The organism is Nitrosomonas sp., assembly GCF_019752415.1.
Taxonomy (GTDB): domain Bacteria; phylum Pseudomonadota; class Gammaproteobacteria; order Burkholderiales; family Nitrosomonadaceae; genus Nitrosomonas.
On sequence record NZ_JAIEME010000015.1, the window covers coordinates 110,196 to 137,193 of the forward strand.

A 26,998-nucleotide genomic window follows, 5' to 3' on the forward strand; every position below is an offset into this window, starting at 1 on the left:
TGATTAAAATGATTTACGAAGATTTGCTGCAGGAATCTGTATCGATTCCCGGTACTTCGCAATGGTTCGACGAGCAACAACAATACCTTGTTGTTCAAGAATAGTTGAAATTCTGTTATCGCTGAGTGGTTTCTTTGGGTTTTCTTCCTGTATCAGTTGCTTGATCAATGCACGGATCGCCGTCGCTGAACAAGCCCCCCCTGAATCCGTGGAGACATGACTACCAAAAAAATATTTAAGTTCAAAAATACCTCGCGGAGTATACATAAATTTTTGTGTAGTTACCCGTGATACTGTTGATTCATGTAGATTCAAAATTTCCGCAATATCCCGTAACACAAGCGGGCGCATAGCAATTTCTCCATGTTCAAAAAATTGCTGCTGACGCTCCACAATTACACTGGCCACTCTCAGAATAGTACTTGAGCGCTGCTGTATATTCTTAATCAGCCACTTAGCTTCATTCAATTGGCTTACTAGCCCACGCGAAGAATGATGCTCCTGTCTCAGTATGTTAGCATAGAGATGATTAATATTGAGGCGTGGGATTGCGGCCATATTTAGATTTGCACCCCAGACCCCATTTTTTTTAGTGACCGTAATATCCGGCACAATATAGCGTTCGCTTTGAGAATTAAACGGGGCACCTGGTTTAGGATTCAGATTAACAATCAGTTTCTGTATAATTCGTAAACTTTGGTCATCACACGCCAATAATCTCTTAATCTGACCAAAATCGTGCGACGCCAGAATTTCCAAATATTCTCGTACAACTTTTATTGCCTGGTCACGATAGCCATCAGAAGGCAATGCTTGCAACTGCAGCACCAGACATTCTTGTAGATTACGCGCCCCCACACCCAATGGATCAAGACATTGCAAATACTTGAGCGCATCTTGCAAGTCATCCAGACTGATGCCCAGTTCTGCAGGAAGTATTTCCATCAATTCATCCAGATCCTGTAACAGATAGCCATCTTCATTCAGACTGTCAATCAACAGGCTAATAATACTTTTTTCACGCTCAGAAATTTGGCTCAGGCAAATCTGGAAATTTAAATATTCACGCAAACTTAATGGTCTGGCAGGTATTTGCGGCGCCTCATGATCATCATCTTCATAAGTGCCCTGAGAAAAAATATTTTCCTGCGACCATTCAGCATCCGATTCAAAGTTTTCCTCCGGCTCATTTTTAACTTCAGATGCTGCCGCTTCTGGCGGCGCACTATCAAAAACCGAGGAATCTTCTGATTCTGAATACTCGAATGAATTTTTAGCCACAGGGGCATCCCACTCCTCACCCAGCTCTAACAACGGATTCTCCTGCACGATCCGTTCAATCTCCTGATTTAATTCAAGCGTTGATAATTGCAGCAGCCGGATGGATTGCTGCAATTGGGGGGTAAGTCTAAGTTGCTGTGATAACCTTAGTTGGAGTGTTGGCTTCATGATCCAGGAAAAACAGCAATTGCTAAATAAATCAATCTCAATGCATTCGTGATTTTACAATCGGAAGTGTTCTCCCAAATAAACTTCTCTGACCTTTTCATTGTCTATGATCTCTTCAGGCTTACCTTTAGCCAGCACATGACCCTCACTGATGATATAAGCTCGATCACAAATTCCTAATGTCTCTCGAACATTATGATCCGTGATCAGTACGCCAATTTCCCGTTCTCTCAGAAAAGAAATGACTTTCTGTATATCTACCACAGCGATCGGATCAACGCCTGCAAAGGGCTCATCCAGCAAAATAAAACGTGGCTGCGACGCCAGTGCACGAGCAATTTCAACACGGCGACGTTCACCTCCCGACAAACTGATTGCAGAATTATTACGCAAATGACCGATATGCAAATCGTGTAATAAGTCATCTAAATACCGCTGTTTCGTATCTTCATCCAAATTTTGTAGCTCTAATACTGCAAGAATATTTTCCTCAACAGTCAAACGTCGAAAAATGGATGCTTCTTGTGGCAAATAGCTCAGTCCAAGCTTCGCCCTTTGATGAATCGGCAATTGGGTTAAGTCTTGCTCATCCAAATATATCCCGCCGCCATCAAGGGGCACCAAACCAACGATCATATAAAAACAAGTTGTTTTTCCGGCACCATTGGGGCCGAGTAATCCAATCACCTCACCACTACTGATTGAAAAAGAAACATCCTGCACTACAGTGCGTGACTTATAGCGTTTTTTTAAATTGCTGGCTTTTAATTCACTCATTCTCTGAAATCATATCCATTTCTAATCTGGCGTTGCTATTTGTGTTACTCAGAATTATTTTTAGGCTGAATAGTTATCCGCACTCGTTTGTCAGGACCTGTTTCATCTCCACGCTCCTTGCTGCCAATCACTTTGAAAAACTCTGTCTTCATATCATAGGAGATATAATCGCCCTTTACTTCATCGGAACCACGTTTCAATCGCGCCTGCCGGAATAATTCAATTTTATCTGTTTTACTATCGTATTCAGCTCGTTGACTCCATCCTTCAACATACTCATTTAGGCCATCGCGTTTCTGCCGAAAACTAACAAGATCTCCAGTGGCTGTTGCATACCGGAATCCATGCAAATCTTCTTTCATAGTCACTTTGTCAGCAGTAATCCGCAAGGTTCCCTGCGTCAAGATCACATTTCCAGTAAATACACTGACCCGATTAGATTCCTTGCGACTCACATCTTCAACGGTCGCACGGTCAGCTTCCAGATAAATAGGTTTTTCACGATCAGCCCGCTCAGCCCAGACAGACTGAGTAAAGCACAAACCACACAAGCCTAAAGCGATAATTCGTTTCATTTTATATTCACAGCTTTTACTTTGGATAGGAGCTGTATCACTCCAATACGATTATTGAATTCCAGACCGGTTGAATGGATCGTGGTATTCAATCTTGAGATAGTCACCGCCTGATCTGTCTTAACCAAATCCTCGTCCGGAATAAGATGCAAGAAATCAGTCATCAAGGTAATCTTAGTCTTGTCATCATCTGCTCCTCTGGCTACAGTCACATTTCCTGTTAAATAGATATTTCTTCCTTTGTTTTTTACTTCAGCTTTATCTGCATGCAATTGCATCAGCTGCTTTTCTGGTTCGATATTAATAAAACTTATTTGCTCCATCTGCGTCACTTCCTCGTTGAGATAGTGAAATAGCTTCTTAGCTGTGAATTTACGCTGAATCTCCCGCTCGTGATCCATGCGAATACCGGAGAGTTCTTCTACAATATAATCTGGATTGACGTACAAGTTATCCTCCCCAATCTGTTCTGCCGGCCGTGTTATCCGATCCAGCCAGAATGTCAAAAATGCCAAAAAGATTAGTAGAGCCAAAGGAAAGCTGATATGTAGGCGATTAACCATTTACAAATATTACTCGTTTCATTAATCCCAGAATACTGGGTATCAATCCAACCCTATTGATTAAGGAATGCACTTTTTTAAATTATAACAGAACACTAATCTCCATTTAACGAATCGATTCTTGCTCCTTTCTTTCAATAGATCTTTAAATGTCATGCATGAATCCATATCTTAGGATAGAGTAATGTGCATTATTTGATAAACCATTGGGAAAAAAAGAATCGCAATGCATCAAGAAGCCTTTAAATTTGAGAAATATGATCAGTTGCAGGATGAAACATGCGCGCAACGCATTGTTGCGGCCAAAAATATTCTGGGAAAACGCACTGTTATTCTGGCACACCATTATCAGCGTGCAGATGTATATCGGCATGCCGATCTGACGGGTGATTCTTTAAAACTTTCTTACCTTGCGGCACAAACTGACGCTGATTTCCTGGTTTTCTGCGGGGTTCATTTCATGGCTGAAGTGGCGGATATTCTTTCCAGTCCGGAACAGATTGCAATTTTACCCGATATGGCAGCTGGTTGTTCCATGGCAGATATGGCCAATCTTTCCAATGTTGAGCGCGCATGGCGTGAACTTTCGGAAATATTGGATCCCGATGAATCAATCACTCCGGTCACTTACATTAACTCTGCAGCAGACCTTAAAGCTTTCTGTGGTGAGCACGAAGGCATTGTCTGCACATCCAGCAATGCCGGGAAAGTTCTGCAGTGGTCCTTTAATCAGAGGGAAAAGGTTTTGTTTTTCCCTGATCAGCATCTTGGTCGTTGGAGTGGACATCAACTTGGCATTCCACTCGATGAAATGCCAGTATGGAATTTCGATGAGCCAATGGGTGGACTGACCGTTGAACAAATTAAGAAAGCTAAAGTTTTACTCTGGAAAGGCCATTGCTCAGTTCATCAAATGTTTCAGCCACAGCATATTCTTCGTTTCCGTAATCAATATCCCGATGGTATCGTCATTTCTCACCCGGAATGTAGTTTTGAGGTCTGCAAAGCATCCGATTATGTCGGCTCGACCGAATACATCATTAGAACCATTGCGGAAGCAAAAGGCGGGACACGCTGGTTAGTTGGCACTGAGCTTAATCTGGTCAGCCGGATCACTGAAGAATTTAAATCCCAAGAAAAAATTGTTCAATTCATGTCACCCATGGTATGTATGTGTTCGACGATGGCACGAATTGATCCACAGCATCTGGCTTGGGCACTGGAAAATCTGGTCAATGGCAATGTCGTAAATCAGATCAAAGTCCCTCAGGATGAAGCCAAACTTGCAAAATTGGCGTTGGATAGAATGTTGAAGATTTCATAGTTTCAGATATAGCCAGTGCCTAAGAACCTGCAAATCGCCAGCGACACGCTCCCAGTGATTATCCCGGAACTAATCAGCACATAATGACGCATGATGTGGCACTGTCAGCAAATTTAATCCGCAAATGAGAGATCTTACTTTTGTTGATAGTAACCACATAACCCTGCTGCACAATGGCGACGAATATTTTCCGGAATTAGAAGCGGCAATAGAGAAAGCTCAAACAGAAATACACATTGAAACGTATATTTTTGAATACGATGCCATTGGCAGCAAAATCTCATCGGCTTTAAAACGTGCAGCACAACGCGGTGTATCCGTTCACCTTCTGTTTGATGGCTTCGGTTCGCAGGATTTTCCGCGAGAAGAAATTGACGACATGCTTCAGGCCGGCATGAAGGTACTGATATTCAGGCCTGAATTTATTTTTTCAATGCCACGTCGTTATCGCTTACGCCGGATGCACCGTAAGCTCGTGATTATTGATGCACAAATCGCTTTTGCCGGTGGGATCAATATCATTGATGATCAACATAATCCGGAGAAACTAACCCCGCGTTTTGATTATGCTGTTGTTATTAAAGGCCCGTTGCTTATTCAGATCCATAAGGCTGTGAAACATTTATGGATGTTAGTCGCATGGGTGCATTTAAAGAAACGCTGGGTTATTCCAGTTACCATAAAGCCGGTAGACAAACCTTGCGGAGATCAAAAAGCCGCATTTGTGATACGCGATAACTGGCGACATCGTCATGACATTGAGCACGCATATTTAGAAGCCATCAACCAGGCACATACCGAAATCATCATTGCCAATGCTTATTTTTTGCCTGGAAGAAAATTTAGCAACGCGCTGAAAACTGCCGCTCAACGTGGCGTAACGGTTGAGCTTTTATTGCAAGGGAAAATCGAATATCGTTTGCAGCACCATGCAACTCAGGCGTTGTATGAAAACCTACTGAAAGCCGGAATAAAAATTTATGAATATAATCGCAGTTATTTGCATGCAAAGGTTGCGGTAATTGATCAGCATTGGACAACCGTGGGTTCTTCCAACATTGATCCTTTTAGTTTGCTGCTTGCGCGCGAAGCCAATATCATTATTGAAGATCATCAATTTGCGCTTGAACTCAGAACAAGTTTAAAAACCGCGATTGCAGAAGAATCCATCGCGGTAACGCCAGCACACAAAGGCTTCTTCTCATGGCGCAATTATATTGTGAACTGGCTGAGTTTTTATGTCGTACGTATGATGCAAGGTGTGCTCGGTTATGACTGGCACGACAATATACCGTGATTTCATTAATGAACCGCAAACCGCTTTCGTTTGACTTAGAAACCAAGAAGTATCACCACACGAATGGAAAACACACAGTACAGGCAAAATAAATCCGGTTTGTCAGTAGCACAACAGGATCAGATTACTGCAGCCGCCCAGATATTGCGCGAAGGCGGCACAGTAGCTTTCCCTACTGAAACGGTTTATGGTCTTGGTGCAGATGTCACCAATCCGGATGCCATCAATAAAATTTACCAGATTAAACAACGGCCGATTGACCACCCGCTCATCGTTCATATCAGCGATATTTCCCATTTGCATTACTGGGCACAAGCAATACCGGATTCTGCCTGGCTGTTAGCCAATCACTTCTGGCCCGGGCCCCTCACATTAATTTTGCAACGCAGCCGCCGCATACCCGATAGCGTTACTGGCGGACAGGATAGCGTGGGCTTGCGCATACCGGCGCATCCTGTTGCACTGGCTTTACTCGACACGTTGGGACCAGAAAAAGCCCTGGCCGCACCATCCGCAAACCGTTTTGGACGAATCAGTCCGACGACAGCGGCACATGTGCGCGAGGAGTTAGCTGCGGCGGTCGATATGATCCTGGATGGCGGTGCCTGTGAAGTAGGCTTGGAAAGTACGATCATCAGTTTTTATGATCAATCACCGAAGCTACTCCGGCCAGGTGGAATTGCAGTATCTGCATTGGAATCCGCACTGGATAGTCCGGTTATGTTAGCGTACAAAATAAGTCAGACGATACGTACATCCGGATCATTACCAGCGCATTACGCGCCAGAAACACCCTTAAAAATATATTCGACAAAGCACCTATGGGATCGCGCTTTAGCTTTAGCTGCACAAGGTTCTCGAGTGCTCGTTATGACATGGTCCGATATCGACCAGTCGCAACCTTCGGATCAATCTATCCAGCATTTCTCCATGCCTGCAGATCCAATCACTTATGGTCAGCAGCTCTATGCTAAATTACGCCAGTTTGATCAAGCAGCATTTGATTATATGATAGTAGAGGCACTACCTGATAATCCTAGCTGGTTAGCCATTACGGATCGCCTGCAACGAGCCAGCTATAATCCATTTGATAATAAACAGAATTAAAATGACGAATACACAGAATAAACTTCAAGCTGTACTTTTTGATGTGGATGGCACGCTTGCCGACACTGAGCAAGATGGCCACCGTCTTGCCTTCAATGCAGCATTTAAACAATTTAATCTCGACTGGAATTGGGATATCGATCTTTATGGCGAGCTATTACAAGTCACTGGCGGAAAAGAGCGAATTCGTTATTACATAGAAAGATACGTTCCAGCAGAACTAAATAAAAGCGATTTGACAGACTGGATTGCCAGTTTACATAAAACCAAAACCAAATATTTCGAATCACTGATGGAAACCGGCAGCATCCCGTTACGTCCCGGTGTCGCGCGGCTAATCCATGAGTTACGCCAGGAAAAAATAAAACTCGCGATTGCGACAACAACGACCATGGAGAATGTTACCGTATTGCTAAAATCGACTTTGGGCAAAGAATCGATTGGCTGGTTCGATGTAATTGGTGCAGGAGATATTGTGCCGATGAAAAAACCCGCACCCGATATTTATCAGTGGGTACTCAATCAACTCAATTTAACCGCACAACATTGTATCGCTATTGAAGACTCGGAAAATGGCTTGAAGTCGGCATTGGCTGCAGATCTCCCTACCCTCATCACGGTAAGTGGTTATACGCATTTACAAGATTTTAATGGTGCAGTCGCAGTTTTATCAGATCTTGGCGAGCCATCTCAACCATTCACCCCCATCAAAAATATGACAACGCTTGATAAAAGATGGGTTGATTATAGGCTACTTAGCGACTTAGTTAGATCTTACTCAAGAGAGTATAGATAACTGACTATCTTTAACTTGCGATCCCCTGTGGTTTTGCGACGGGGTTATTTATAGCTTCTGGGGTACACTTAAAACAGAAGGTGTGTTATCGAACGCTTATTAAAAACACGACAAAGTTGAATAGGCCATTGAATCCTCAAACTATTTAACTGAACCTGAAAGAAGCGATTTTTATTTTAGCCAGTGGCGTGATATTCTTTACTTTTTTCTGTATAAATTCTTCTGAAAACTTCTTACCTTTTTAATATCAGCAAATAAATATCAAAATGTCAATAACTTATGATCCTCGAGAAAATCATATTTTGTATGCGCTTAGACAAGCTGAATTTGAACACTTAGCTCCTCAGCTCGAATTGGTAACAATGGCACGATCTGAAGTGCTTTTTGAAGCTAACGATAAATTACAATACATCTACTTTCCCATCACAGCCGTTACATCTTTATTATGTTGCTTGGAAGATGGCACGTCAGTGGAAGTGGCAATGGTTGGTAATGAAGGTGTGCTGGGAGTTTCGGTACTAATGGGCAAGAATGAGACATTGACACAAGTGATCGTTAATAAAGCAGGCCATGGCTATCGTATCTCCAAAAATTCCTTACAGAACGCTTTAGTTCGCAGTGGAGGCCGCCGAGCTGGAACACTACAGAAATTGATGTTGCGTTATGCCCAAACGCTTTTTGTACAAATGTCGCAAACCACTGCATGTAATCGGCGGCATACTTTAGAACAGCAACTTTGTTGCTGGCTACTCTTGAATTCTGACCGCGGGTATTCAAATAGCCTATCGATAACTCAGGAATTAATCGCCTATATGCTGGGGGTTCGCCGCGAAAGTGTAACTGAAGCAGCAGGAAAATTGCAGGATGCAGGGATGATTAATTATCATCGCGGTCACATAGAACTTAAAGATAGAGGAAAATTAGAAATCGTAGCTTGTGAGTGTTACGGAGTGATGAAAGAAGAATCAGATCGCATGATTACTGATTTCCACGCAGCTTAGCAGGACAAAAGTCTTTCCAAACTTTATGATCTGTTAATACATTGTATTACTAGTTTGCATAGTACAATTGCTCAGTATTTTCTTAAGGGCAACAGAGTTCCTTTTGATTAGTTAAGAGCTGTCGGAGAAGCTGAAAGTTGCGTTGAAATTTTTCTGGATTCTGCTAACTTGCCTATTACACGATTCCACGCATCTCCAAACACATCGAGCACTGCTTCACCCACTCCAGTTTCAATTAAGCCATAATTTTCCACCGGAATCAGGTGAGTATGGTAACTACAAATACGCTCAAGAGACTCATCATAGGTACTTGAATCGATACTATCCAGCGAGTAGGTACACAGAAACAAAAATTCTTGTTTCTGTGATAAATTACTCCATAAATTTTCAAGCTGGATAGCCGCGTCGTACTGAGCTTTTTTCCAGAGCACATCCACCATTTCACCAAAGATGCGAACTTTGCCATATTCGACACGTGCGGCCTGAATCGGGACCTCTATGGATTGCTGAAAAGATTGCTCTTCAAGTACACCATCTATCAAGAAACTCGATAGTAGAAATTCGGCATCAAGAAATTTTATTTGCCCCTGATTCTTTAAATTTTGCACATCGAAATTTTGTGCATCCAGTTTCGATATTACAGCTTTTCTTAGCGTGGGTCCGGCGACAACAATGACCGCCTCATCATTAAGCAAGCCATCTTTTATGTAATTAGTAACTATATTCTCTCGAAATGTTTCATTCTGGCAGACTTGAACAATATGACTTTCTGCAATCGGATTCGTTAAAATATATTGCCACGTACCATTTGTGTGCATATATCCTCCAGCTAATAATTTAGTATAAACAACAGCGAATGTGCAGAATTGTTCATTTGCCAACAATTAAAACAATGGAATTTTATAGTAATATTGTACCATTAAGTAATTGTATCATCACTTATAATAATACTGGAGTTTAGTGTTTAAAACTTAAAGGTTAAGTTATACACGAGTTAAGAACGCAACTAGAAGACTGGAAAAAATAGCAAATAAAATTGGCTTCAGGAAGAAGTTTGAAATTTTATTTCTTAATGTTGTAATGAGAACAAATAGTCGGTTATAAAGTATTCACAAGCAATTGATATTATTTATGAATGCACTTATTATTAGTGATCATAACGATCGAAAATGTTAGAATAGCATCGTATTTCTAGTCGAAACAACGATTAAAAATCGCTCAGACACAGCAGAATGATTCATAAGCCGAATTTATTTGGAGCAAGACCTCTGTTTCAACAGCTTGATCCCAATGGGCCATTGCTGAAGCTCGCAACAGTGATATCCTGAGAAGAATCTGACGAAGCTTTTTCCATCCATTACATAACAGCGACAGGTTCGCCAGGTAAGCGGTCCGGTTAAAGATTGGATTGTTGCTACTGAAGCAGGTAGAAACTTGAGTAACTAATCGGCAGCATTGCATTAGAAACGCGACCTTTATTATCAATTGTTCTGTGGCATGAAAGAATTCCAGCAGAGGCCGCCTTGTCATGGCAAGGCGCTGGAAGATGTCACTCATGTTGACACGACTGTAAATGAGAGAAACATCACGTACCAAAAAACAAAAAAACTGCCGGTCAAGATCATAAATCGCTTGAGCAAGCTTACATTGAAGCGACTCGGAACCATTTCAGGCATTTTGATCGGGAGCTGAGAAGAGTACTGCCGCAACATTATCAGCTTAACTGCCATCAATCTGCTGCAAGCAGTTTCATCAGATCCATAGCTGCACTTTTTAGCCATTCAAGTAATAAAAACGGAAGCCTAAGCGCCCGTTCTGGATTAAATTTAAATCTGAGTTAAATGACAGCTTCTTTTCTACGCCGCGCCAGAAACCCAATTAGACCTAACCCGCCCAGAAACATCATGTAAGTTTCTGGTTCGGGTATTACTGGCGGTATATAAATTGGTTTAGGGCATGATTATTGTTCCTATGTGATTGAGTATTTCCGTGGTGTCACGGCAGTTCACATTGCAAAAAAATCAAGAAACCCAAGCCAATTTGATTGCTTCTTCAATGTAGCCCGGATTGATCACACATTCAATAAGCAAATCACTTAATTTTCGATTCAAAAATCATTTATTTATGGAACGTGTTTCTCTGTTTGAATACGGCGCTCTCGGTGCTCATAGCAATCTGCGGATGGCAGCCAGCACTTGGAATCTGAAACAATTGCTGCTAGCCATTTTGGTTCTTTTCCCTGCGGAGAAAGTTGCAAACGTATCCAGTTATTTGGTGTTTGGTAGAAATATAAACTAGGGAGAATTACATTTTGATACCCACCCATTTTTCCGGATAGATTTTCAACAAAATTGTTGTTTGATACTCCAGGAGTCTGTCGGACTTAAGCAATCGTAGCGAGCCTAGTGGGAGGGTGAGTGCATATTTTCTCTATTTTAGGCGCATAGACGATCTATGCAACGAGAAATTGAGGAAATATGAACCGTTATCCCACTGGCGCAGTAGATTGACCTTAAGTCCGACAGACTCCTAGATGGCGCAATTATCGCACGCCTGATAAAAACAGGAATATCAGCAGCAATCGCTTAAGTCTTTTAAAAGTAAGTAAATTAACCTTTATTGAATCGCTAGCAAGACAAAGTTTTTACAGGTGTGTGCTAAAAGTCACAGGCATAATTTAGAAATAGCGGTATATTTCCTCTCTGTTTTCATCTTCAAAATTCTCAGTAGGTATTAAACTTGAAATCATGTGATCGCAATTGATTCGAGAATCTCGAAGTCGAATGTAAAAAATGTAGTGATATTTACTGAGGAAGATGTTTTACATTTGACCTGCGGATTGCGATTGATGATTTTATGACGAGGCCCTTTAATCCCTATTGCTTGCAATAGGGATTTTTTTGTCTTTATCAGTCGGTCACCAACACAGGCTTTATCGCAAGCTGCTGCGTAATCGTATTAGCCGCCAGCTTAGCAACGACCTGATCTGGATAGGGGCCAGCGTGAATTTTGTACAACCCATTATTCTGGGTAATACTGACCGTATCGTTTAGCCACGGGAGTTTCTTACGTATTTGTGTCAGAAAATTATGTGCATTATCTGATGAACCAAATGCACCCAGTTGCAGGTAAACCATATTCATTTCCGTATTACTATCTGCAACGGGCAACGATGCCGATGGTTTGGAAACAGCCAGTCTGACCGTATCACTCTCACCAGGCAATATGCTTTCAACCTCCACACGGCCACTTCCACCAGCCAGTATTCCCAATTTATAAGCCGCCGTATAAGAAAGATCGATTAAGCGATCGGATAGAAAAGGTCCGCGATCATTCAGACGCACAATCACAGACTTGCCATTCTCCAGATTGGTTACCCGGACATAGCTGGGTAACGGCAATGTCGGGTGAGCCGCCGTCATTGCATACATGTCGTAAACCTCCCCCGATGCCGTATTGTTTCCATGATAGCGCCGACCATACCATGAAGCGGTTCCGCGTTCTTTATAGGGACGAAGTTCAGTCATAGGTTTAAAATTTTTCCCTAGTGCGACATACGGCTGCATATTGGCCGGCCGCAGCAATTCAGCTCTGGGTATGGCGTCTGGAACCAAATGCAGATCGGGTGGCGGATTATCGCCTGGACCATCATCCAGATAATATCCTCCTCCTTTTCTAGCTACCGGACTTGATCCTGGGTGAGAAAGTGAAGCAGAAGTTACATCTTTTTTCGGCAGCGCGCCTGTGTATTGCGGCGTGCTGCTGCAAGCCGCCAACAAAGCAAAGAACATTGCCGATGCCAATCCATTAACCGGTGTCGATAATACAACCAAATAGTTACTAGTTTTTTGGAGCGCGGATTTAGTGTTTGTCATGTTTTAATTAGTTTAGGATGTGTTTGAATACTCATCAAAATACCAAAACCAAGCAACATTGTCACCATCGATGTACCCCCATAGCTGATGAGTGGAAGCGGAACCCCTACTATGGGAAGGATACCACTAACCATTCCCATGTTAACAAAAATGTAGGTAAAGAAAGTCAGTGTAATTGACCCAGCAATCAGTCGCGTAAATTGAGTCGAGGCATTGGCCGTAATTACCATGCAACGCGCAATGACTATTAAATATAGGAACAATAGTATGGTATTACCAATGAGGCCGAACTCTTCGGAAAAAACTGCAAAAATAAAATCAGTGCTCTGTTCCGGTAAAAAATCCAATTGCGCTTGCGTGCCATTTTGCCAGCCTTTACCAACAACACCACCAGAACCAATCGCAATAGTTGATTGTATGGTGTGATAGCCTGCACCGAGTGGATCTTGTGAAGGATCAAGCAAAGTCATAATGCGCCGTCGCTGGTAATCATGCATGATTGACCAAAATACCGGCAAACTAGCCGCAACTGTTATCACCAATCCGGCAATGATGCGCCAGGATAATCCAGCCAGGAACAACACATAAAAACCGCTGGCCGCAATCAGTAATGCAGTACCCAAATCCGGTTGCCGCAGAATCAACAAAACCGGCAACATTAACAATATCGTTGCACCAAGATAATCTTTCAGTCGTAGGGTGATTTCGTGTTTGTCGAAATACCAAGCCATCATCAGCGGTATGGCAATCTTCATCAATTCAGACGGTTGGATTCTTGTTACCCCGATATTCAGCCAGCGCCTGGCACCATTGTTGATTTCTCCAAACAAGGCAACACCAATTAGTAAGGAAAGTCCGACTATATACATCGGTAGTGCCAGACGCATGATTTGTTGCAAAGGGATATTGGCAACCAGCCACATGATCACCAAGGCCACCAGCATGTTAATGATTTGATTACTGACTCTACTCATATTTGCGCCTGTAGCACTGTAGAGCACAATCAACCCCACAGCCATTAATATTAGTATTCCGATCAACAGAAAACTATCCATGTAGCGTGTGAGATAGTGCCAGATTTTTTTAATTTCTATCATGCTTAGATTTAGTCAACTGTCAGCGTTAAATGGATTGTTTAACCAATCGCCTACCCTACCCCTTTGCAGGCCGTTGAAAAATGCTTTCCGAGGCAACCAACGCAAGGCAGAAACAAGCTAGAAAGTGCAGTTTATGCTTAATAAATGAGCATTTTTAGTTTGTTATTAACACCGCAGCGGCAACGCAGATAGCTTTTCAACAGTCTGCTAGAGATGATCATGAATATGTTCCTCAACAGGCTCATCTAATTTTGCAACAGTCGCTTCAGGCAATTTTCCTAATAAATAATAATCAAATACTTGTCTGGCGATAGGTGCTGCGGTTGAACCGCCGGTTCCAGTATTTTCAACCAGTACCGCTAATGCAATTTTCGGGTTCTCCGCTGGCGCATAAGCAATAAACATAGCATGGTCACGGTGACGCTCATTAATAGATTTTTCATTGTACCGTTCGCCCTGCTTAATACCGATTACTTGTGATGTACCTGTTTTACCTGCAAATGTATAACTTGCGTTAATAGCGGCTTTTGCAGCTGTACCACCAGGGCGGGTGACATCAACCAATGCATTCTTGACTATTTCAAGATTTTTGGGTTTCAAATTCAGACTGTAGAGTAGTTTTTCTGGAATATCCTTAACATCCCCTGTCTCACTGTTTTGTATTTGTTTGACCAGACGGGGAAGATAAGCTTTACCATTATTTGCGATGATCATAGTGGCAAAAGCAAGCTGCAAAGGTGTGGTCAGATTATAGCCCTGACCGATTGCGACAGAAATGGTATCACCGGCATACCACTTTTGCTTATATTGGCTCATTTTCCAGGCAGACGAAGGCAGGAGTCCAGAAACCTCACCTTCGATATCAATGCCTGTTTTCTTACCCAACCCAAATTGACCGATGAAGTTGTGTATATTATCTATTCCCAGATCGTTGGCAAGACTGTAATAATAGGTATCGCATGAAACAACTAATGATTTGTGCAAATCAACTCGACCATGGCCACCCGGTTTCCAATCGCGATAGCGGCGCTCTACACCAGGTAATGAGAAGTATCCGGGATCGCTCATACTATATTCCGGTGTGCGTTTCCCGAGCTCAAGCGCCGCCAATGCCATGAAAGGTTTAAAGGTTGATCCCGGTGGATAAACACCCCGTAATGCCCGATTGTTCAGTGGCCTATCAATCGAGTTGTTCAACAGATTCCAGTTTTCCTGATCAATCCCACCGATAAAAAGATTATTGTCATAGCCTGGCTTGCTGACAAAGGCAAGCACCTCGCCATTATTCGGATCCAATGCAACCAATGCGCCACGACGGTCGCCAAAAGCATTTTCTGCAGCCTCCTGCAACCCGAGATCGATTGAAAGGATCAAATTATTACCAGGAATCGATGGTGTGCGTGACAGAACGCGAATGGAGCGGCCTGCTGCATCGGTTTCTACTTCCTCAAAACCGGTAATGCCATGCAATTGCTTCTCATAGCTCTGTTCAATGCCAATCTTTCCAATATGCTGAGAACCTCGATAATTATTGAGTTCTTCATTGCGTTCAAGTTGCTCAAGATCTTGATCATTGATACGGCTGATATAACCGATGATATGCGATACGACTTCTTTTTCCGGATATTGGCGCAGCACACGCGCCTTGATTTCAATGCCAGGAAACCGGTAGCGATTAGCCGCAAAAGTTGCGATTTCCACATCCGTCAAACGGCTGCGAATCGGCAAACTATTAAATCGCTTGCTTTCCTTTAGCAATTTCTTGAACCGCTGACGGTCGGTGGCTGTTATTTCAATAATTGCCGCCAGCTCATCCAGTGTCGATTCAAGTTTCCGGATTTTACTGGGGATAACCTCTAACGTGTACGCTGAATAGTTCTGCGCCAGAGCCCTGCCATTGCGGTCATAAATCAAACCGCGATTGGGAACTAACGGTGAAATGGAAATACGGTTTGCTTCCGCCAACGTATGATAGTGTTCTTGTTGAGAAACCTGCAAATAATAGAAACGCACATAGAGTATCAAGAAAAGTACAAGTACAAAACAAGCGCTAATGGCGAGACGAAAACGGAATTTATGTAATTCGACAGGATGATTTCGCAGCTCTACATGTCGTTTCATAACGCATCAGGATCTGGTTTTTGCTTCAGGAGCGTCGCTAACAGAAAGGATCCGGGTGCCCAAAGCAAGGTACCCGTCACTGTCGCAAAGAAATATTGCCCATCGGGCAAGGCTGAGCCACCTGAGACTGCAACCAGAACAATGACTATCTGCACGATCAATAGTATCAAACCTATCTGAGGGGCTTGTTGCATCGAATTAAATAGCCTTAATCGCCGCCCGAAAATTAATGTAAGGTAAACAATGACACAATAGGCTAACGCATGCTGTCCCAATATACCGGTATTTCCGACGTCCATCATTAATCCCATGCCGAAAGCCACACCCATCCCCATTTTATGCGGATGACTAATGTTCCAATAGGCTATGGCAATTGCCACGAAATCAGGGCGAAATACTAGTATATCCTCTTGCAATGGCAGGAAATTTAGAATCAAAGCTGCAACTAAGCTTGCCGCAATAAACCAATTACTGGCAGGAATATACACATCCTGTCCAAAATAATTATCCTTATTTGACCTATTTTCCTTAATTCTTTCCGGAGTCAATTTTAGGCATCTCTAAAGCATCATGGGTTTCCGGTTGTATCAGGGACAGGATTAAAACCTGCCGGTTCCGGTCCACGCCGGCAACCGGTGTGCTGATAATCTGGGCAAAATCACCCGTAGGGTCTCGTTCAATTCGCAATACTGTCGCAACAGGAATACCGGGCGGATAAACCCCGCCGATTCCGGAAGTGACCAACTGGTCGCCTTGCTGAATATCAGTATTCACCGATAGGTAACGCAACTCCAGTTGATCATTTTTACCGGTACCTGAGACGACAGAACGTAAGCTATTACGGACAACTTGCACCGGAACAGAATGATCTCTGTCGGTCAACAGTGTCACTTCGGATGACCAAGGATATAACTGCGTGATTTGTCCAACGATGCCTTTATCGTCAATGACAGCTTGGCCGAGTTGAATATGATGCTGACTGCCTTTATTCAGGGTAATTTTATGATTGAACGGATCGCGCGGGGTATACAATATTTTAGCCAGGACTGCCTTGGTTCTGGTTTTGGTTTCAATATACTGCACCGCTCCGAACAAATTGCGCAAATGAATATTCTCAGCTTCCAGCGAAGCTAATTTTAGCAATTGTTCCCGGTTCTCAAGATAGATCTGCCTCAGTTTTATGTTCTCTTCCAATAAGTTGAAACTGGCAATAAATTCCTCCACTTGATCATAAATATTGGCTGGGATATAAGCAATCTTCTGCAAAGGAAAAATAACCACACCGATAGCCTGACGCAATTGCGGAAAATATTTGAAACGCACATCTCCAACAATGAGTAAACAGGATAACAAAGCGAAAACAAACAGCCGTACAAACGGACCTGGGCCATGTCTGAAAAACTGAGGAGCTGTTTCCATTACGTCCAGTATTTATGAATCTGGTTTTGTGTCTGATTCAGTCTATAAAATAAGAAAAAAGATTACTGGTTCAATGTGTTTAGTCACGTGCAAAAATACCTATCGAACGATCCATGTTTTCCAGAGCAATGCCAGCGCCACGCACCACACAGGTCAGCGGATCATCGGCGACAATGACGGACAAACCGGTTTCTTCCATTAACAAACGATCAATATCACGTAGCAAAGCACCGCCTCCGGTCATAACCATGCCTTTGTCGGCAATATCCGAACCCAATTCCGGCGGGGTATGTTCCAGAGCCGATTTAACCGCACTAACAATGCTGTTTAGCGGCTCTGCCAGTGCTTCCAGAATCTCATTACTGGAAATGGTGAAGCTACGCGGTATTCCTTCCGCAAGGTTGCGCCCTTTCACCTCAATTTCGCGCACTTCTGATCCAGGGAAAGCCGAGCCAATTTCTTTTTTAATGATTTCTGCAGTAGGTTCGCCAATTAACATGCCATAGTTGCGGCGGATATAGTTAATGATTGCTTCGTCAAATTTGTCCCCACCCACGCGCACGGAATTAGAATAAACGATACCGCCTAGCGAGATAACACCAACTTCCGTAGTGCCTCCGCCAATATCAACCACCATGGAACCGGTAGGTGATTCAACTGGCATGTCAGCACCCAATGCGGCTGCCATGGGTTCTTCTATCAATTCAACTTTGCGGGCACCAGCACCGTAGGCGGCTTCACGAATTGCGCGGCGTTCCACCTGAGTGGATCCATAAGGCACACAAATCACAATACGCGGATTGGCTGAGAACAACCGGGGAGGATTCACTTTCCGGATAAACATCTTAAGCATTTGTTCAGTCACTGTGAAATCTGCAATCACACCGTCTTTCATTGGGCGAATGGCTGTAATATTCCCCGGTGTGCGGCCTAACATTTGCTTGGCTGCAAGACCTACTTGCTGAATCATTTTCTTGCCATTGGCCCCGCTTTCTTCGCGGATTGCTACTACAGAGGGTTCATCCAACACGATTCCTTGGCCATGGACATAAATCAGCGTATTCGCTGTGCCCAGATCAATCGCCATATCTGTTGAGAAATAGCTTCCAAGAATATTGTTGTTCAAGAAATTAAACATAGTGGCAGAATCCGTTATTAGTAATTATGTGAGAGCGAATAAAAATTAAAACCTTCAAAAAATAATACGCCAGTTAAACGGGGCATGATACCCTAATACTTATTTGAATATAAGGTTGCCCTATAAAATGACTTTGTCTGTTAGCGATGTAAAACGTATAGCTGATCTTGCTTATATTGAGATTGATGAAGACGAAGCAAAAGAAACTTTGATTCAGTTATCCGGTATTTTCAATTTGATTGAAACCATGCAAGCAGTCGATACCTCAGCAGTTGAACCCATGTCACACGCCCAAAGTGTCACACAACGTTTACGTGAAGATGCAGTCACTGAAACCGACCAGCGCGAATTATATCAATCGATAGCGCCACAAGTCGAAGCCGGTCTCTATCTGGTTCCACAAGTTATTGAATAGACTAAAAACTACTTCAACGATGTGAATCGGAAGAACTATATCCTAGAATTTAAAAACGATAATTATACGCAACATTTTATTTTTCTCTATCAGTAAATACCATGTTTAATGCCAGCCTTAAACAGTTCTCCCTTCAGCTTGCCGAAAAAAAGATTTCCAGCACTGAACTAACAACAGAATTTCTCAAACGCATCAAGGCGCTTAATCCTGAATACAATGCATTCATTACAGTAAATGAAGAACTAAGCCTTGCACAAGCCCGGGCAGCCGACCAAATGATCGCGGCTGGACAAGCCGGTCCATTGACCGGAATCCCCATTGCGCAGAAAGATATTTTTTGCACCAAAGGCTGGCTGACCACCTGCGGGTCAAAAATGCTGTCGAATTTTGTCTCACCGTATGATGCCGGAGTCATTGAACGTTTCAATCAAGCGGGTGCGGTCAATATCGGCAAGACCAACATGGATGAATTCGCCATGGGGTCGAGCAACGAAACATCATTTTATGGACCGGTGAAAAACCCCTGGGATCATGCCGCGGTACCTGGCGGCAGTTCAGGCGGTGCAGCTTGCGCAGTGGCAGCAAGACTGTCACCGGCAGCAACCGGCACCGATACCGGCGGCTCCATTCGCCAGCCAGCGGCCTTGTGCGGCATCTCGGGAATCAAACCGACCTACGGATTGGTGTCCCGCTACGGCATGATTGCCTTCGCCTCCAGCTTGGATCAGGGCGGACCGATGGCCAAATCGGCAGAAGATCTCGCGCTGCTGCTGAATATCATGACCGGATTTGATCCGCGCGACTCAACCAGCCTGCAACGGAACGCCGAAGACTACGCGCGGGATCTGCAAAAACCGTTAGCTGGCTTGCGCATCGGCCTGCCGAAGGAATATTTCGCCGAAGGCATGAGCAAGGATGTCGAAAACGCCATTGAGAAAGCATTGGATGAATACCGCAAACTGGGTGCGCAAACGATTGAAGTCTCATTGCCGAACGCACCGCTGGCGATCCCCGTTTATTATGTGCTGGCGCCTGCTGAAGCATCGAGCAATTTATCCCGTTTTGACGGCGTGCGCTATGGCCATCGCGCAAAATCGTACGGCGATCTGGCCGACATGTACCGCAAATCGCGTGCGGAAGGTTTTGGTGCGGAAGTGAAACGGCGCATTCTGATCGGTACTTACGTTTTATCGCACGGATACTACGACGCCTATTACATTAAAGCGCAAAAGCTACGCCGCCTGATCGCTCAGGATTTTACCGAAGCTTACAAACAATGCGACATCATCATGGGGCCCACCACCCCCACCGTGGCTTTTAATCTGGGAGAAAAAAGCGGTGATCCGATCCAGATGTATTTATCGGACATTTATACCAGCGCGGCCAATCTCACCGGAATGCCGGCCATGTCGATCCCAGTCGGCTTTGGCGATAAAAACCGGCCGGTCGGTTTGCATATCATTGGCAATTACTTCAGCGAAGCGCAAATGCTGAATGTCGCGCACCAATATCAACTGGCTACCGGCTGGCATTTGCAGTCGCCCGTTTAAACCAATCGTTCATTCCTGAAAATATCAATTTAGTCGGAAAATACATCATGCAGTGGGAAATTGTCATCGGCCTTGAAGTACATGCTCAACTTTCAACGCAATCCAAAATTTTCTCAGGCTCATCCACCGCCTATGGCGCAGCGCCGAATACCCAGGCAAGTGTAATCGATCTGGCGCTGCCGGGAGTTTTGCCGGTACTCAATAAAGGCGCGGTGGAACGGGCGATTAAACTGGGACTGTCGGTGGGGGCGAAAATCAATTCGCCTTCCATTTTCGCGCGTAAGAATTATTTTTATCCTGATTTGCCCAAAGGCTATCAAATCAGCCAATACGAATTACCGGTGGTGCAAGGCGGCAATATTCATATTCAAGTCGATGGCACTGAAAAGAACATCCGCCTGACTCGCGCGCACTTGGAAGAAGATGCCGGAAAATCGCTGCACGAAGATTTTCATGGCATGAGCGGCATTGATCTGAACCGTGCTGGCACGCCATTGCTGGAAATCGTCTCCGAACCGGACATGCGCAGCAGCGCGGAAGCCGTAGCGTACGCGAAAATATTGCATGCACTGGTGCGTTGGATTGGCATTTGCGACGGCAATATGCAGGAAGGCTCATTCCGCTGCGATGCGAATGTCTCAGTACGCCCGCACGGCACGGAAAAACTTGGCACACGCTGCGAAATTAAAAATCTGAACTCATTCCGTTTTCTGGAAAAAGCCATCGATTATGAAGCCAGAAGGCAAATTGAAATCCTTGAAGATGGCGGCGCGATCCGGCAGGAAACCCGTCTGTATGATGCCAACAAAGACGAAACACGCACCATGCGCACCAAGGAAGACGCCAACGACTACCGCTATTTCCCCGATCCGGATTTATTGCCGCTGGAAATTCCGCAAAGCTGGATTGATCAAATCAAGCAAACCCTACCGGAATTACCGCAAGCACGGCGGGATCGTTATGTTTCCGCGTTTGCATTGTCTGCCTATGACGCTTCCGTGCTGACCAGTTCTCGCGAAATGGCGGATTATTTTGACGCCACGCTCAAGCAATTACCCGCACAAGCCAAACTGTGCGCCAACTGGATTATGGGCGAGATCAGCGGACAATTGAACAAGGAAGGCATTGAAATGACTGCCTGCCCGATCACCCCCGCCCAACTCGCCGCGCTGCTCGCACGCATCAATGACGGCACCATTTCCGGCAAAGCCGCGAAGACGGTGTTTGAAAGTATGTGGAACGGCGAACTCGGCAAAAATGTCGACGCCATCATCGAAGCCAAAGGCCTGAAACAGATTTCCGACGACAGCGCCATTGAAAAATTGGTTGATCAGGTGCTAGCCGCCAATGCCCAACAAGTCGCTGATTATCGGAACGGCAAGGAAAAAGCTTTCAATTCACTGATCGGCCAGATCATGAAAGCCACGCAAGGCAAAGCCAATCCGGCGCAAGTCAACGCCATGCTGAAGAAAAAGCTAGATGGATAAAACCATCGCGTGTTACGAACTCTCGCCAATATCAATCTACAGAGCCTATTTGGCCACGCCGCCAGCCGGTTTATAGAAGATAAACTCGCCGACCTCGGCCATCTTGGCATATTCCTTGGACCAACCGGGAACTACTTTCCGATGATGGAAGTATAAGGCACCACCGGTTCGGTCCTTAAGTTGACGATTGAGGGCCTTGCGGGCGATTTCCTTGGCGATCGCGTAGGATTCGTTCTCCTTTGCGTCATCCGAACGGCCATCGCACCACCACGAGAACTGGCAGGCTCCTTGCTCATGGCCTTGCTTGACAACGCCACAGATGGTGTTTGGAAAGCCCTCATGGCCTACCCGGTTCATAACCACATTGGCAACGGCTTCCATACCGGTATCACCCTGTCCCCTGGCCTCCCAGTAGATGCTGCGGGCAAGACAAGTGACTGCACCGTCCAACGGCTCTTCGCCGATCGCATCGACTGCTTGCGCTTGGGGCTTAGAGATGAGTTGGGCTGGAGTCGGAGGCACTTTGCTGCCATCGGGTGCGGCCTTCTCCTCCAGTACCTCCGCCTTGCTCTCGGCGATTTCCGCCTTTCGTGCTTGATCAGCCGCGACTGCCTGGCCTAAGAGAAGGCTTGTCGCAAGGCAGGTTACAATCCATATCTGACGCATACTCGAATCACCTCCAGAATAAATCAAAAAAACCCATATCCACCCAATACGCGCGACGGCCATTCGCACCAAACCTTCTGAGAGATAAAAACTTCAATTCATGCGGTGAAAAAGATAGATGAGAATTAAAGAATAAAGGATTCATGAATCATTTGAGAAACCCCATCCATCTGAAACAGAAGTTCAACGTCATAAAGTTATTTATCGTTAGGTTTGGTCAGATCTGATAACGTAGTCAGTATCCGCTGTCGAAGACTCGGACTAGCACCAAGCACTATTCCAGCGATCAATGCCGTCAGCACAAAGTCGCTGCTTTTAACATTAGACTTAGCAACAATATCGCCAATTACGGCTCCCAACTGAGCGGAGGGATCATCAGCAGCTTGCTCAGGGGGATTACTGTTTTTAATCGTAACTGCTCGGCTTTGTTGGGCAATAACCATTAGCAAGATTGCCGCAAAGAACACCACAACACCCCCCACAATTACGCCTGCTTGCCAGGGCGGGAATGTCTCTACCAACGATAAGTACAAACCATAAAGCACGAAAACCATGCCAACTACCACGGCCATCACGACCAACCCCAACAGGGACATCACAATGGCTAATTTGACCGAACTCCGCCATAGTTTGGCATGTTCCGCAGCGACGATCTCTGCAAGCAATTTGGGCAGCACTTATGTCAACCGTTTAATTTTTATTACTCAGTAGCATGCCGATCACGAAACCGCTGCCGAAAGCAACAAGTACACTGGTAAGCGGGCGTTCTTCGATATACCTCTCCACACTTTCTCCGGCCAGCTTAGTCTGGTCACGCACACGCTTTTCCGCGTCATGAGCCAGATCAACAGCCTTGTCACCTTGCTTTCCTACCTGATCCTTCACTGACGTCATCAGCGATCCTAGTTCATGCCGAAGGGTGATGAATTCCTTTCTTAGTTGATCCATCTCTTTGCTAAATTCATCTGCTGATGCCATGGTTTGTTCTCCTTTTGAACGAATAAATCGATAATTGATTAACCCAAATACGAATTGTGGTATCTAAAAATCAACCCGTTAGTGCGATGTGAATCACACTGCCACGCACACACGATATCGCACCAATTGTCTGCTGTATGTACGGTGACGAACAAAGGATACGGATGAGGTGGGTAAATGCGTGTTTAACTCCGTCCCATAATAAGAATGGGTGCTTTTCGTCCATGTTTCATCGGCCATATCAGGCCAGTTCTCTTTATCGAATCCCGGCACTCCTTTTCGACGCTCTTTCTCCTCATTTAATAAGAAACACTTGTGTTCCGTATCGAGTGTCAATGCGTCCCACAACACTGCAAAAAGTTTTTCCCCTATCGTGAGCTATACTAATTTCTGGTGTATGGAAGGAGAAGAAAGCGGTGTAATCTGTTGATAAAGATCTGCCCAGATCGATTATCAAAATAAGGAAAATACCGCCTTACTTGAAGCGCGCCAAGAATATTGAGGAGTTTTTACCCTGGCTATACCTGAGGGGCATTTCAACGGCGGATTTTTCAGAAACGCTGAACCTTTTTTCCTCGGTTGATTCCTGTAAAATTGCCACAAACATATTTCTGGCAAGGGTTTTCGACAGGATAGGGGGCTCACCCAATGGGTAAAATTAAATTTAAGAAGAAGATACTGGTCGAGGCGATCAATACTACTTTTCAGAAGACGTAACAAACGGTGGCTGAACAAAGCGTAGCCACCCCTGGTGGCCGGTTTCACGTTCGCTGGGACCTGGATTACAAAAATCCGAACCAATATGAAGCTGAGGCAGCAAAACGATGAAAGTTGCTTAATTGAGGTGTCCGATTTTACTTGACCAGGTCAAATCGATCGAACAAACTACTATGCCCCAAGTGTAGCAAAGAACACATTGTTCGCTGGGGTTCCGCATCCAAGCTGCAAAGTTACCTTTAATCCCCTGTCGGGCACTTCATTAACAAGGTTACAGCACAAAGATAAAGGCTATGTTATAGCCAGCAATTGTCTGATGGGAGAGGTATTCGTTGTAGTGCCGGGACTTGCGGTGTACATAATACGACCTCATTTCGCTGGCGGCATTGTTTTTTTGCCAAGCCGGGCACGCGTAAGACCGAGCTATTGCACCGGTTGTGCATAATGCCTTTTGAAGACGCCCTATTTAATCAGAAAAAAGAGGGGTACATCGAATCATCTGCATTACCCGCGAGGCATTTTTCTATTTCATGAGCGCATCACAACATTGGCGTAGGCGCTTGATTAGCAGAGCAATGTGCGATCTACGTGCCAGATCCTCGGGTTGCACCTTATTGATAATCATTTTACAGAGTTTCCTACGATCAGGCCTGTGCGTAAAATCTTTGACCCAATTATCAAGAGATAGCGTAACAGGACGCATATGCCGTCCGATTTTTGGATCGCCGTAGGTCTTGGTGATGTGCGGATATTCGCCGAAATGAATGCATCCCTCTTGGTAATCCAAATTAAGGTAGGCAAGTAAACGGCGAACATGCAGTTCGGGATTAGATACCAAGTCCTCATATTTAATGTGGATGTGCATAACATTGGAGTCTTTAAGGAAACGAGCAATAGGCTGAATAAAAGTGCCTAGCAAATCACGGGTATAATATGCTCTATCATAATCGCCATTATAGAAGGTATTGGCAGCGCTAGACAATATCGCAAAGGGGTGCCGAGTCAGAACAATAAATTTAGCTTCTGGCAATAAACGGCTGATAAATGGAAGAATTGTGTCGGCATAATTTGGTGTTTTGTCGAGAAAATAGTGCTTCCCTGAGTTTTCTAAAGCACGAGAATAGAGAACTTCACAATATGCTCTGCATGCATTCAAATAGTCCTCATCCTTGTTCGGCAAATAGTCCACAAATTCCCGAAATGCTTGGGCAGCAACCTTATGATTGTATGATGCCTTCTCAATCTGATAGAAATAACCCTGAAAAGCAAGGGGTGTGAGAATGTGAGGTTCTGGATGGGTAAGCACCTCCGTGTGACTGCCTAGAATCCGCTGGAGCATGGTTGAGCCAGATCGCGGCGGACTAAGAATAAGAATAAGGTTTTGTCCGAGATACATAGATCAGTGATCGCTTATCAGTTTCAATTGATCAATTCCGGAATCAGGTAAAGAAGACAAATAATGATTAGGGATATAGGAAAAATAAACATACTTTTTCATAAGAGATGAAGAGGGCACTGGAGACAAAATTGGGTATTAAACACACAGACAAGAATTCAGAACTCACAAAGTTTATGTCTAATTAGCAGAAAAATTGGGGAATCAGTAAAAATCAATTTATTTTGTAAATGGCGCGAAAAACTGCGGTTCATTTTTATCTAAAAATCTTCTTTTATAAAGGCTTTGTATTCTACCAACAATACCTTCCAGTGTATATGGGAAAGCCTCTTCCAACACGGCAAATTTACGCTACCTCTTATCCTATTGAACCAGGATTAGAGTTTCGGGTCATTTTCAGATAGTCAAAGACTGCTTCGGGTATTCAGCATCAGTTTTTTCATCATTTCAGGGATCGTTTCATTGCGCTTCTATCTTTGAGTAAGCCGATTGCAAATCGTCGCAACCGTGTGATATTTTCTGGTCCGAAGCCTGTTCGAATTTGACTGCGATCCTCGTCGCAATTCCAGTCGATGATGTAGTGGCAACTTTCTATGCTCCAGTGCCCCCGGTTGTCCCGAAGAACCTGTTCTGGGATTGCATGATCCACCTATGTGCTAGTGATGCCATCAACAACTTATCGACTGATCTCCCGGTCTTTTTACGGATGGATTGTCTCTCGATCATAAAGGCCTGGCGCACATAGGGGAAGTTGAGATAGTGATTCAATTTTGTTGTGACCCAGATTTTTCGCGTTTCAATTCGTCCATGCTCGCCGTTGCCTGTATGAGTAAAGTACAGTGATCAATTAAACCCAGCATCAACACACATGGATTCCATTTTACAGCACACCTCATTTATCAGCCGTAATATATCCCCAGCGGCGCAAAGCATCATTCTGTATAGCAAGTACCAAACCCAACTCTGATTCACTCCAGTTGCGTACCCATTCCTCTTGTTTTGGCGCAATTTGTAAAGACGCTATGATCTCCCAGAACGTTTCATCCGATTTTGCTTTCACTTCCATGAATTCTAGAATGCGCTGCAATTGATCACAGGGGTCTTGCAACAACTGTTCATAGCGTACCTCCAATAACTGGCTGCTCGGAATTAGAGCAATCCCTTGCTCCAGTGTCTGCATACCCTCAACCCAATTTCTCGCTGCAAGTTCCAAGGGATTAAAACCCGCTGCAACCATCTGCTGTGGCGTC

25 protein-coding genes and 2 pseudogenes are annotated in these 26,998 nt (G+C 44.4%); 10 read left to right on the forward strand and 17 right to left on the reverse strand.

The features are described 5' to 3' along the window. Positions 1 to 3: 3 nt before the first annotated feature. The 4 genes from K2P83_RS03790 to lptC are packed head-to-tail and all read right to left on the reverse strand — an operon-like array spanning position 4 to position 3,364. The gene (locus K2P83_RS03790) at positions 4 to 1,449 is read right to left on the reverse strand and encodes an RNA polymerase factor sigma-54 (RefSeq protein WP_292926547.1); all 1,446 of its coding nucleotides are present in this window, start codon (positions 1,447 to 1,449) and stop codon (positions 4 to 6) included. A gap of 54 nt (positions 1,450 to 1,503) precedes the next feature. Beyond that, on the reverse strand, positions 1,504 to 2,226 hold the full coding sequence (gene lptB, locus K2P83_RS03795) for an LPS export ABC transporter ATP-binding protein (protein WP_292926548.1): 723 nt from the start codon (positions 2,224 to 2,226) through the stop codon (positions 1,504 to 1,506). Positions 2,227 to 2,270: 44 nt separating this feature from the next. Beyond that, positions 2,271 to 2,801 (reverse strand): lipopolysaccharide transport periplasmic protein LptA, encoded by a 531-nt coding sequence (gene lptA, locus K2P83_RS03800; RefSeq protein ID WP_292926549.1) that lies wholly within the window; start codon positions 2,799 to 2,801, stop codon positions 2,271 to 2,273. Beyond that, positions 2,798 to 3,364, reverse strand: coding sequence for an LPS export ABC transporter periplasmic protein LptC (lptC, locus tag K2P83_RS03805; RefSeq protein WP_292926550.1), 567 nt, complete (start codon positions 3,362 to 3,364; stop codon positions 2,798 to 2,800). The genes lptA and lptC overlap by 4 nt, the downstream gene beginning before the upstream one ends. Before the next feature lie 226 nt (positions 3,365 to 3,590). On the opposite strand from lptC, the gene nadA reads away from it, so the two are divergent. From nadA to K2P83_RS03830, 5 genes are all read left to right on the forward strand, one after another. Further along, positions 3,591 to 4,688, forward strand: coding sequence for a quinolinate synthase NadA (gene nadA / locus K2P83_RS03810; RefSeq protein ID WP_292926551.1), 1,098 nt, complete (start codon positions 3,591 to 3,593; stop codon positions 4,686 to 4,688). A 124-nt stretch (positions 4,689 to 4,812) separates the two neighbouring features. Continuing rightward, the gene (clsB, locus tag K2P83_RS03815) at positions 4,813 to 5,985 is read left to right on the forward strand and encodes a cardiolipin synthase ClsB (protein WP_292926552.1); all 1,173 of its coding nucleotides are present in this window, start codon (positions 4,813 to 4,815) and stop codon (positions 5,983 to 5,985) included. A gap of 63 nt (positions 5,986 to 6,048) precedes the next feature. Beyond that, positions 6,049 to 7,092, forward strand: coding sequence for an L-threonylcarbamoyladenylate synthase (locus K2P83_RS03820; RefSeq protein ID WP_292926553.1), 1,044 nt, complete (start codon positions 6,049 to 6,051; stop codon positions 7,090 to 7,092). A 1-nt stretch (position 7,093) separates the two neighbouring features. After that, positions 7,094 to 7,888: an HAD family hydrolase gene (locus tag K2P83_RS03825; RefSeq protein WP_292926554.1), complete on the forward strand. Its 795-nt coding sequence runs from the start codon at positions 7,094 to 7,096 to the stop codon at positions 7,886 to 7,888. A 266-nt stretch (positions 7,889 to 8,154) separates the two neighbouring features. Next, on the forward strand, positions 8,155 to 8,889 hold the full coding sequence (locus K2P83_RS03830) for a Crp/Fnr family transcriptional regulator (RefSeq protein WP_292926555.1): 735 nt from the start codon (positions 8,155 to 8,157) through the stop codon (positions 8,887 to 8,889). A 107-nt stretch (positions 8,890 to 8,996) separates the two neighbouring features. Here K2P83_RS03830 and K2P83_RS03835 read toward each other — a convergent pair whose 3' ends face one another. Both K2P83_RS03835 and K2P83_RS03840 read right to left on the reverse strand, forming a co-directional pair. Further along, complete coding sequence (locus K2P83_RS03835; RefSeq protein WP_292926556.1) at positions 8,997 to 9,707, reverse strand: MEDS domain-containing protein; 711 nt, start codon at positions 9,705 to 9,707, stop codon at positions 8,997 to 8,999. A 1,019-nt stretch (positions 9,708 to 10,726) separates the two neighbouring features. After that, positions 10,727 to 10,816: pseudogene (locus tag K2P83_RS03840) on the reverse strand (PEP-CTERM sorting domain-containing protein); the annotation flags it as partial. Positions 10,817 to 11,013: 197 nt separating this feature from the next. On the opposite strand from K2P83_RS03840, the gene K2P83_RS03845 reads away from it, so the two are divergent. Beyond that, positions 11,014 to 11,187, forward strand: a complete 174-nt coding sequence (locus tag K2P83_RS03845; RefSeq protein WP_292926557.1) for a hypothetical protein — start codon at positions 11,014 to 11,016, stop codon at positions 11,185 to 11,187. A 611-nt stretch (positions 11,188 to 11,798) separates the two neighbouring features. Here K2P83_RS03845 and K2P83_RS03850 read toward each other — a convergent pair. The 6 genes from K2P83_RS03850 to K2P83_RS03875 form a co-directional block, all read right to left on the reverse strand. Further along, the gene (locus K2P83_RS03850) at positions 11,799 to 12,764 is read right to left on the reverse strand and encodes a septal ring lytic transglycosylase RlpA family protein (protein ID WP_292926558.1); all 966 of its coding nucleotides are present in this window, start codon (positions 12,762 to 12,764) and stop codon (positions 11,799 to 11,801) included. Next, the gene (gene rodA, locus K2P83_RS03855) at positions 12,761 to 13,861 is read right to left on the reverse strand and encodes a rod shape-determining protein RodA (protein WP_292926559.1); all 1,101 of its coding nucleotides are present in this window, start codon (positions 13,859 to 13,861) and stop codon (positions 12,761 to 12,763) included. The genes K2P83_RS03850 and rodA overlap by 4 nt, the downstream gene beginning before the upstream one ends. A gap of 207 nt (positions 13,862 to 14,068) precedes the next feature. After that, the gene (gene mrdA, locus K2P83_RS03860; protein WP_292926560.1) at positions 14,069 to 15,982 is read right to left on the reverse strand and encodes a penicillin-binding protein 2; all 1,914 of its coding nucleotides are present in this window, start codon (positions 15,980 to 15,982) and stop codon (positions 14,069 to 14,071) included. After that, the gene (gene mreD, locus K2P83_RS03865; protein ID WP_292926561.1) at positions 15,979 to 16,470 is read right to left on the reverse strand and encodes a rod shape-determining protein MreD; all 492 of its coding nucleotides are present in this window, start codon (positions 16,468 to 16,470) and stop codon (positions 15,979 to 15,981) included. Before mreD ends, mrdA begins: the two co-directional genes overlap by 4 nt. Before the next feature lie 40 nt (positions 16,471 to 16,510). Continuing rightward, positions 16,511 to 17,401, reverse strand: coding sequence for a rod shape-determining protein MreC (mreC, locus tag K2P83_RS03870; RefSeq protein ID WP_292926562.1), 891 nt, complete (start codon positions 17,399 to 17,401; stop codon positions 16,511 to 16,513). A 79-nt stretch (positions 17,402 to 17,480) separates the two neighbouring features. Then, complete coding sequence (locus K2P83_RS03875; protein ID WP_292926563.1) at positions 17,481 to 18,539, reverse strand: rod shape-determining protein; 1,059 nt, start codon at positions 18,537 to 18,539, stop codon at positions 17,481 to 17,483. A 127-nt stretch (positions 18,540 to 18,666) separates the two neighbouring features. Between K2P83_RS03875 and gatC the strand changes: the two genes are divergently transcribed. From gatC to gatB, 3 genes are all read left to right on the forward strand, one after another. Next, the gene (gene gatC / locus K2P83_RS03880) at positions 18,667 to 18,954 is read left to right on the forward strand and encodes an Asp-tRNA(Asn)/Glu-tRNA(Gln) amidotransferase subunit GatC (RefSeq protein WP_292926564.1); all 288 of its coding nucleotides are present in this window, start codon (positions 18,667 to 18,669) and stop codon (positions 18,952 to 18,954) included. A 101-nt stretch (positions 18,955 to 19,055) separates the two neighbouring features. Beyond that, entirely contained in the window at positions 19,056 to 20,504 is a 1,449-nt protein-coding gene (gene gatA, locus K2P83_RS03885) for an Asp-tRNA(Asn)/Glu-tRNA(Gln) amidotransferase subunit GatA (protein WP_292926565.1), read from the forward strand. Between the two features lie 44 nt (positions 20,505 to 20,548). Next, positions 20,549 to 21,991 (forward strand): Asp-tRNA(Asn)/Glu-tRNA(Gln) amidotransferase subunit GatB, encoded by a 1,443-nt coding sequence (gatB, locus tag K2P83_RS03890; protein WP_292926572.1) that lies wholly within the window; start codon positions 20,549 to 20,551, stop codon positions 21,989 to 21,991. 45 nt (positions 21,992 to 22,036) lie between these two features. Here gatB and K2P83_RS03895 read toward each other — a convergent pair whose 3' ends face one another. From K2P83_RS03895 to K2P83_RS03905, 3 genes are all read right to left on the reverse strand, one after another. Continuing rightward, positions 22,037 to 22,720: a cell wall hydrolase gene (locus tag K2P83_RS03895; RefSeq protein WP_292926566.1), complete on the reverse strand. Its 684-nt coding sequence runs from the start codon at positions 22,718 to 22,720 to the stop codon at positions 22,037 to 22,039. A gap of 134 nt (positions 22,721 to 22,854) precedes the next feature. After that, on the reverse strand, positions 22,855 to 23,334 hold the full coding sequence (locus tag K2P83_RS03900; RefSeq protein WP_292926567.1) for a hypothetical protein: 480 nt from the start codon (positions 23,332 to 23,334) through the stop codon (positions 22,855 to 22,857). Between the two features lie 13 nt (positions 23,335 to 23,347). Beyond that, the gene (locus K2P83_RS03905; protein WP_292926568.1) at positions 23,348 to 23,635 is read right to left on the reverse strand and encodes a DUF883 domain-containing protein; all 288 of its coding nucleotides are present in this window, start codon (positions 23,633 to 23,635) and stop codon (positions 23,348 to 23,350) included. 888 nt (positions 23,636 to 24,523) lie between these two features. Here K2P83_RS03905 and K2P83_RS03910 point away from each other — a divergent pair. After that, positions 24,524 to 24,745, forward strand: a pseudogene (locus K2P83_RS03910) (IS1595 family transposase); the annotation flags it as partial. Between the two features lie 130 nt (positions 24,746 to 24,875). On the opposite strand, the gene K2P83_RS03915 reads toward K2P83_RS03910, so the two are convergent. Both K2P83_RS03915 and K2P83_RS03920 read right to left on the reverse strand, forming a co-directional pair. Beyond that, a complete protein-coding gene (locus K2P83_RS03915) occupies positions 24,876 to 25,748 on the reverse strand; it encodes a sulfotransferase (RefSeq protein ID WP_292926569.1) in 873 nt (290 codons plus the stop codon). Positions 25,749 to 26,640: 892 nt separating this feature from the next. Beyond that, a partial coding sequence (locus K2P83_RS03920) for a sulfotransferase (protein ID WP_292926570.1) occupies positions 26,641 to 26,998 on the reverse strand: 358 nt, incomplete at its 5' end.

Excerpts from the sequence above, each read along its gene's own strand:
- K2P83_RS03790 (WP_292926547.1), bottom strand. The coding sequence starts at position 1,449 with ATGAAGCCAACACTCCAACTAAGGTTATCACAGCAACTTAGACTTACC.
- lptB (WP_292926548.1), bottom strand. The coding sequence starts at position 2,226 with ATGAGTGAATTAAAAGCCAGCAATTTAAAAAAACGCTATAAGTCACGC.
- lptA (WP_292926549.1), bottom strand. The coding sequence starts at position 2,801 with ATGAAACGAATTATCGCTTTAGGCTTGTGTGGTTTGTGCTTTACTCAG.
- lptC (WP_292926550.1), bottom strand. The coding sequence starts at position 3,364 with ATGGTTAATCGCCTACATATCAGCTTTCCTTTGGCTCTACTAATCTTT.
- nadA (WP_292926551.1), top strand. The coding sequence starts at position 3,591 with ATGCATCAAGAAGCCTTTAAATTTGAGAAATATGATCAGTTGCAGGAT.
- clsB (WP_292926552.1), top strand. The coding sequence starts at position 4,813 with ATGAGAGATCTTACTTTTGTTGATAGTAACCACATAACCCTGCTGCAC.
- K2P83_RS03820 (WP_292926553.1), top strand. The coding sequence starts at position 6,049 with ATGGAAAACACACAGTACAGGCAAAATAAATCCGGTTTGTCAGTAGCA.
- K2P83_RS03825 (WP_292926554.1), top strand. The coding sequence starts at position 7,094 with ATGACGAATACACAGAATAAACTTCAAGCTGTACTTTTTGATGTGGAT.
- K2P83_RS03830 (WP_292926555.1), top strand. The coding sequence starts at position 8,155 with ATGTCAATAACTTATGATCCTCGAGAAAATCATATTTTGTATGCGCTT.
- K2P83_RS03835 (WP_292926556.1), bottom strand. The coding sequence starts at position 9,707 with ATGCACACAAATGGTACGTGGCAATATATTTTAACGAATCCGATTGCA.
- K2P83_RS03845 (WP_292926557.1), top strand. The coding sequence starts at position 11,014 with ATGGAACGTGTTTCTCTGTTTGAATACGGCGCTCTCGGTGCTCATAGC.
- K2P83_RS03850 (WP_292926558.1), bottom strand. The coding sequence starts at position 12,764 with ATGACAAACACTAAATCCGCGCTCCAAAAAACTAGTAACTATTTGGTT.
- rodA (WP_292926559.1), bottom strand. The coding sequence starts at position 13,861 with ATGATAGAAATTAAAAAAATCTGGCACTATCTCACACGCTACATGGAT.
- mrdA (WP_292926560.1), bottom strand. The coding sequence starts at position 15,982 with ATGAAACGACATGTAGAGCTGCGAAATCATCCTGTCGAATTACATAAA.
- mreC (WP_292926562.1), bottom strand. The coding sequence starts at position 17,401 with ATGGAAACAGCTCCTCAGTTTTTCAGACATGGCCCAGGTCCGTTTGTA.
- K2P83_RS03875 (WP_292926563.1), bottom strand. The coding sequence starts at position 18,539 with ATGTTTAATTTCTTGAACAACAATATTCTTGGAAGCTATTTCTCAACA.
- gatC (WP_292926564.1), top strand. The coding sequence starts at position 18,667 with ATGACTTTGTCTGTTAGCGATGTAAAACGTATAGCTGATCTTGCTTAT.
- gatA (WP_292926565.1), top strand. The coding sequence starts at position 19,056 with ATGTTTAATGCCAGCCTTAAACAGTTCTCCCTTCAGCTTGCCGAAAAA.
- K2P83_RS03895 (WP_292926566.1), bottom strand. The coding sequence starts at position 22,720 with ATGGCCGTCGCGCGTATTGGGTGGATATGGGTTTTTTTGATTTATTCT.
- K2P83_RS03905 (WP_292926568.1), bottom strand. The coding sequence starts at position 23,635 with ATGGCATCAGCAGATGAATTTAGCAAAGAGATGGATCAACTAAGAAAG.
- K2P83_RS03915 (WP_292926569.1), bottom strand. The coding sequence starts at position 25,748 with ATGTATCTCGGACAAAACCTTATTCTTATTCTTAGTCCGCCGCGATCT.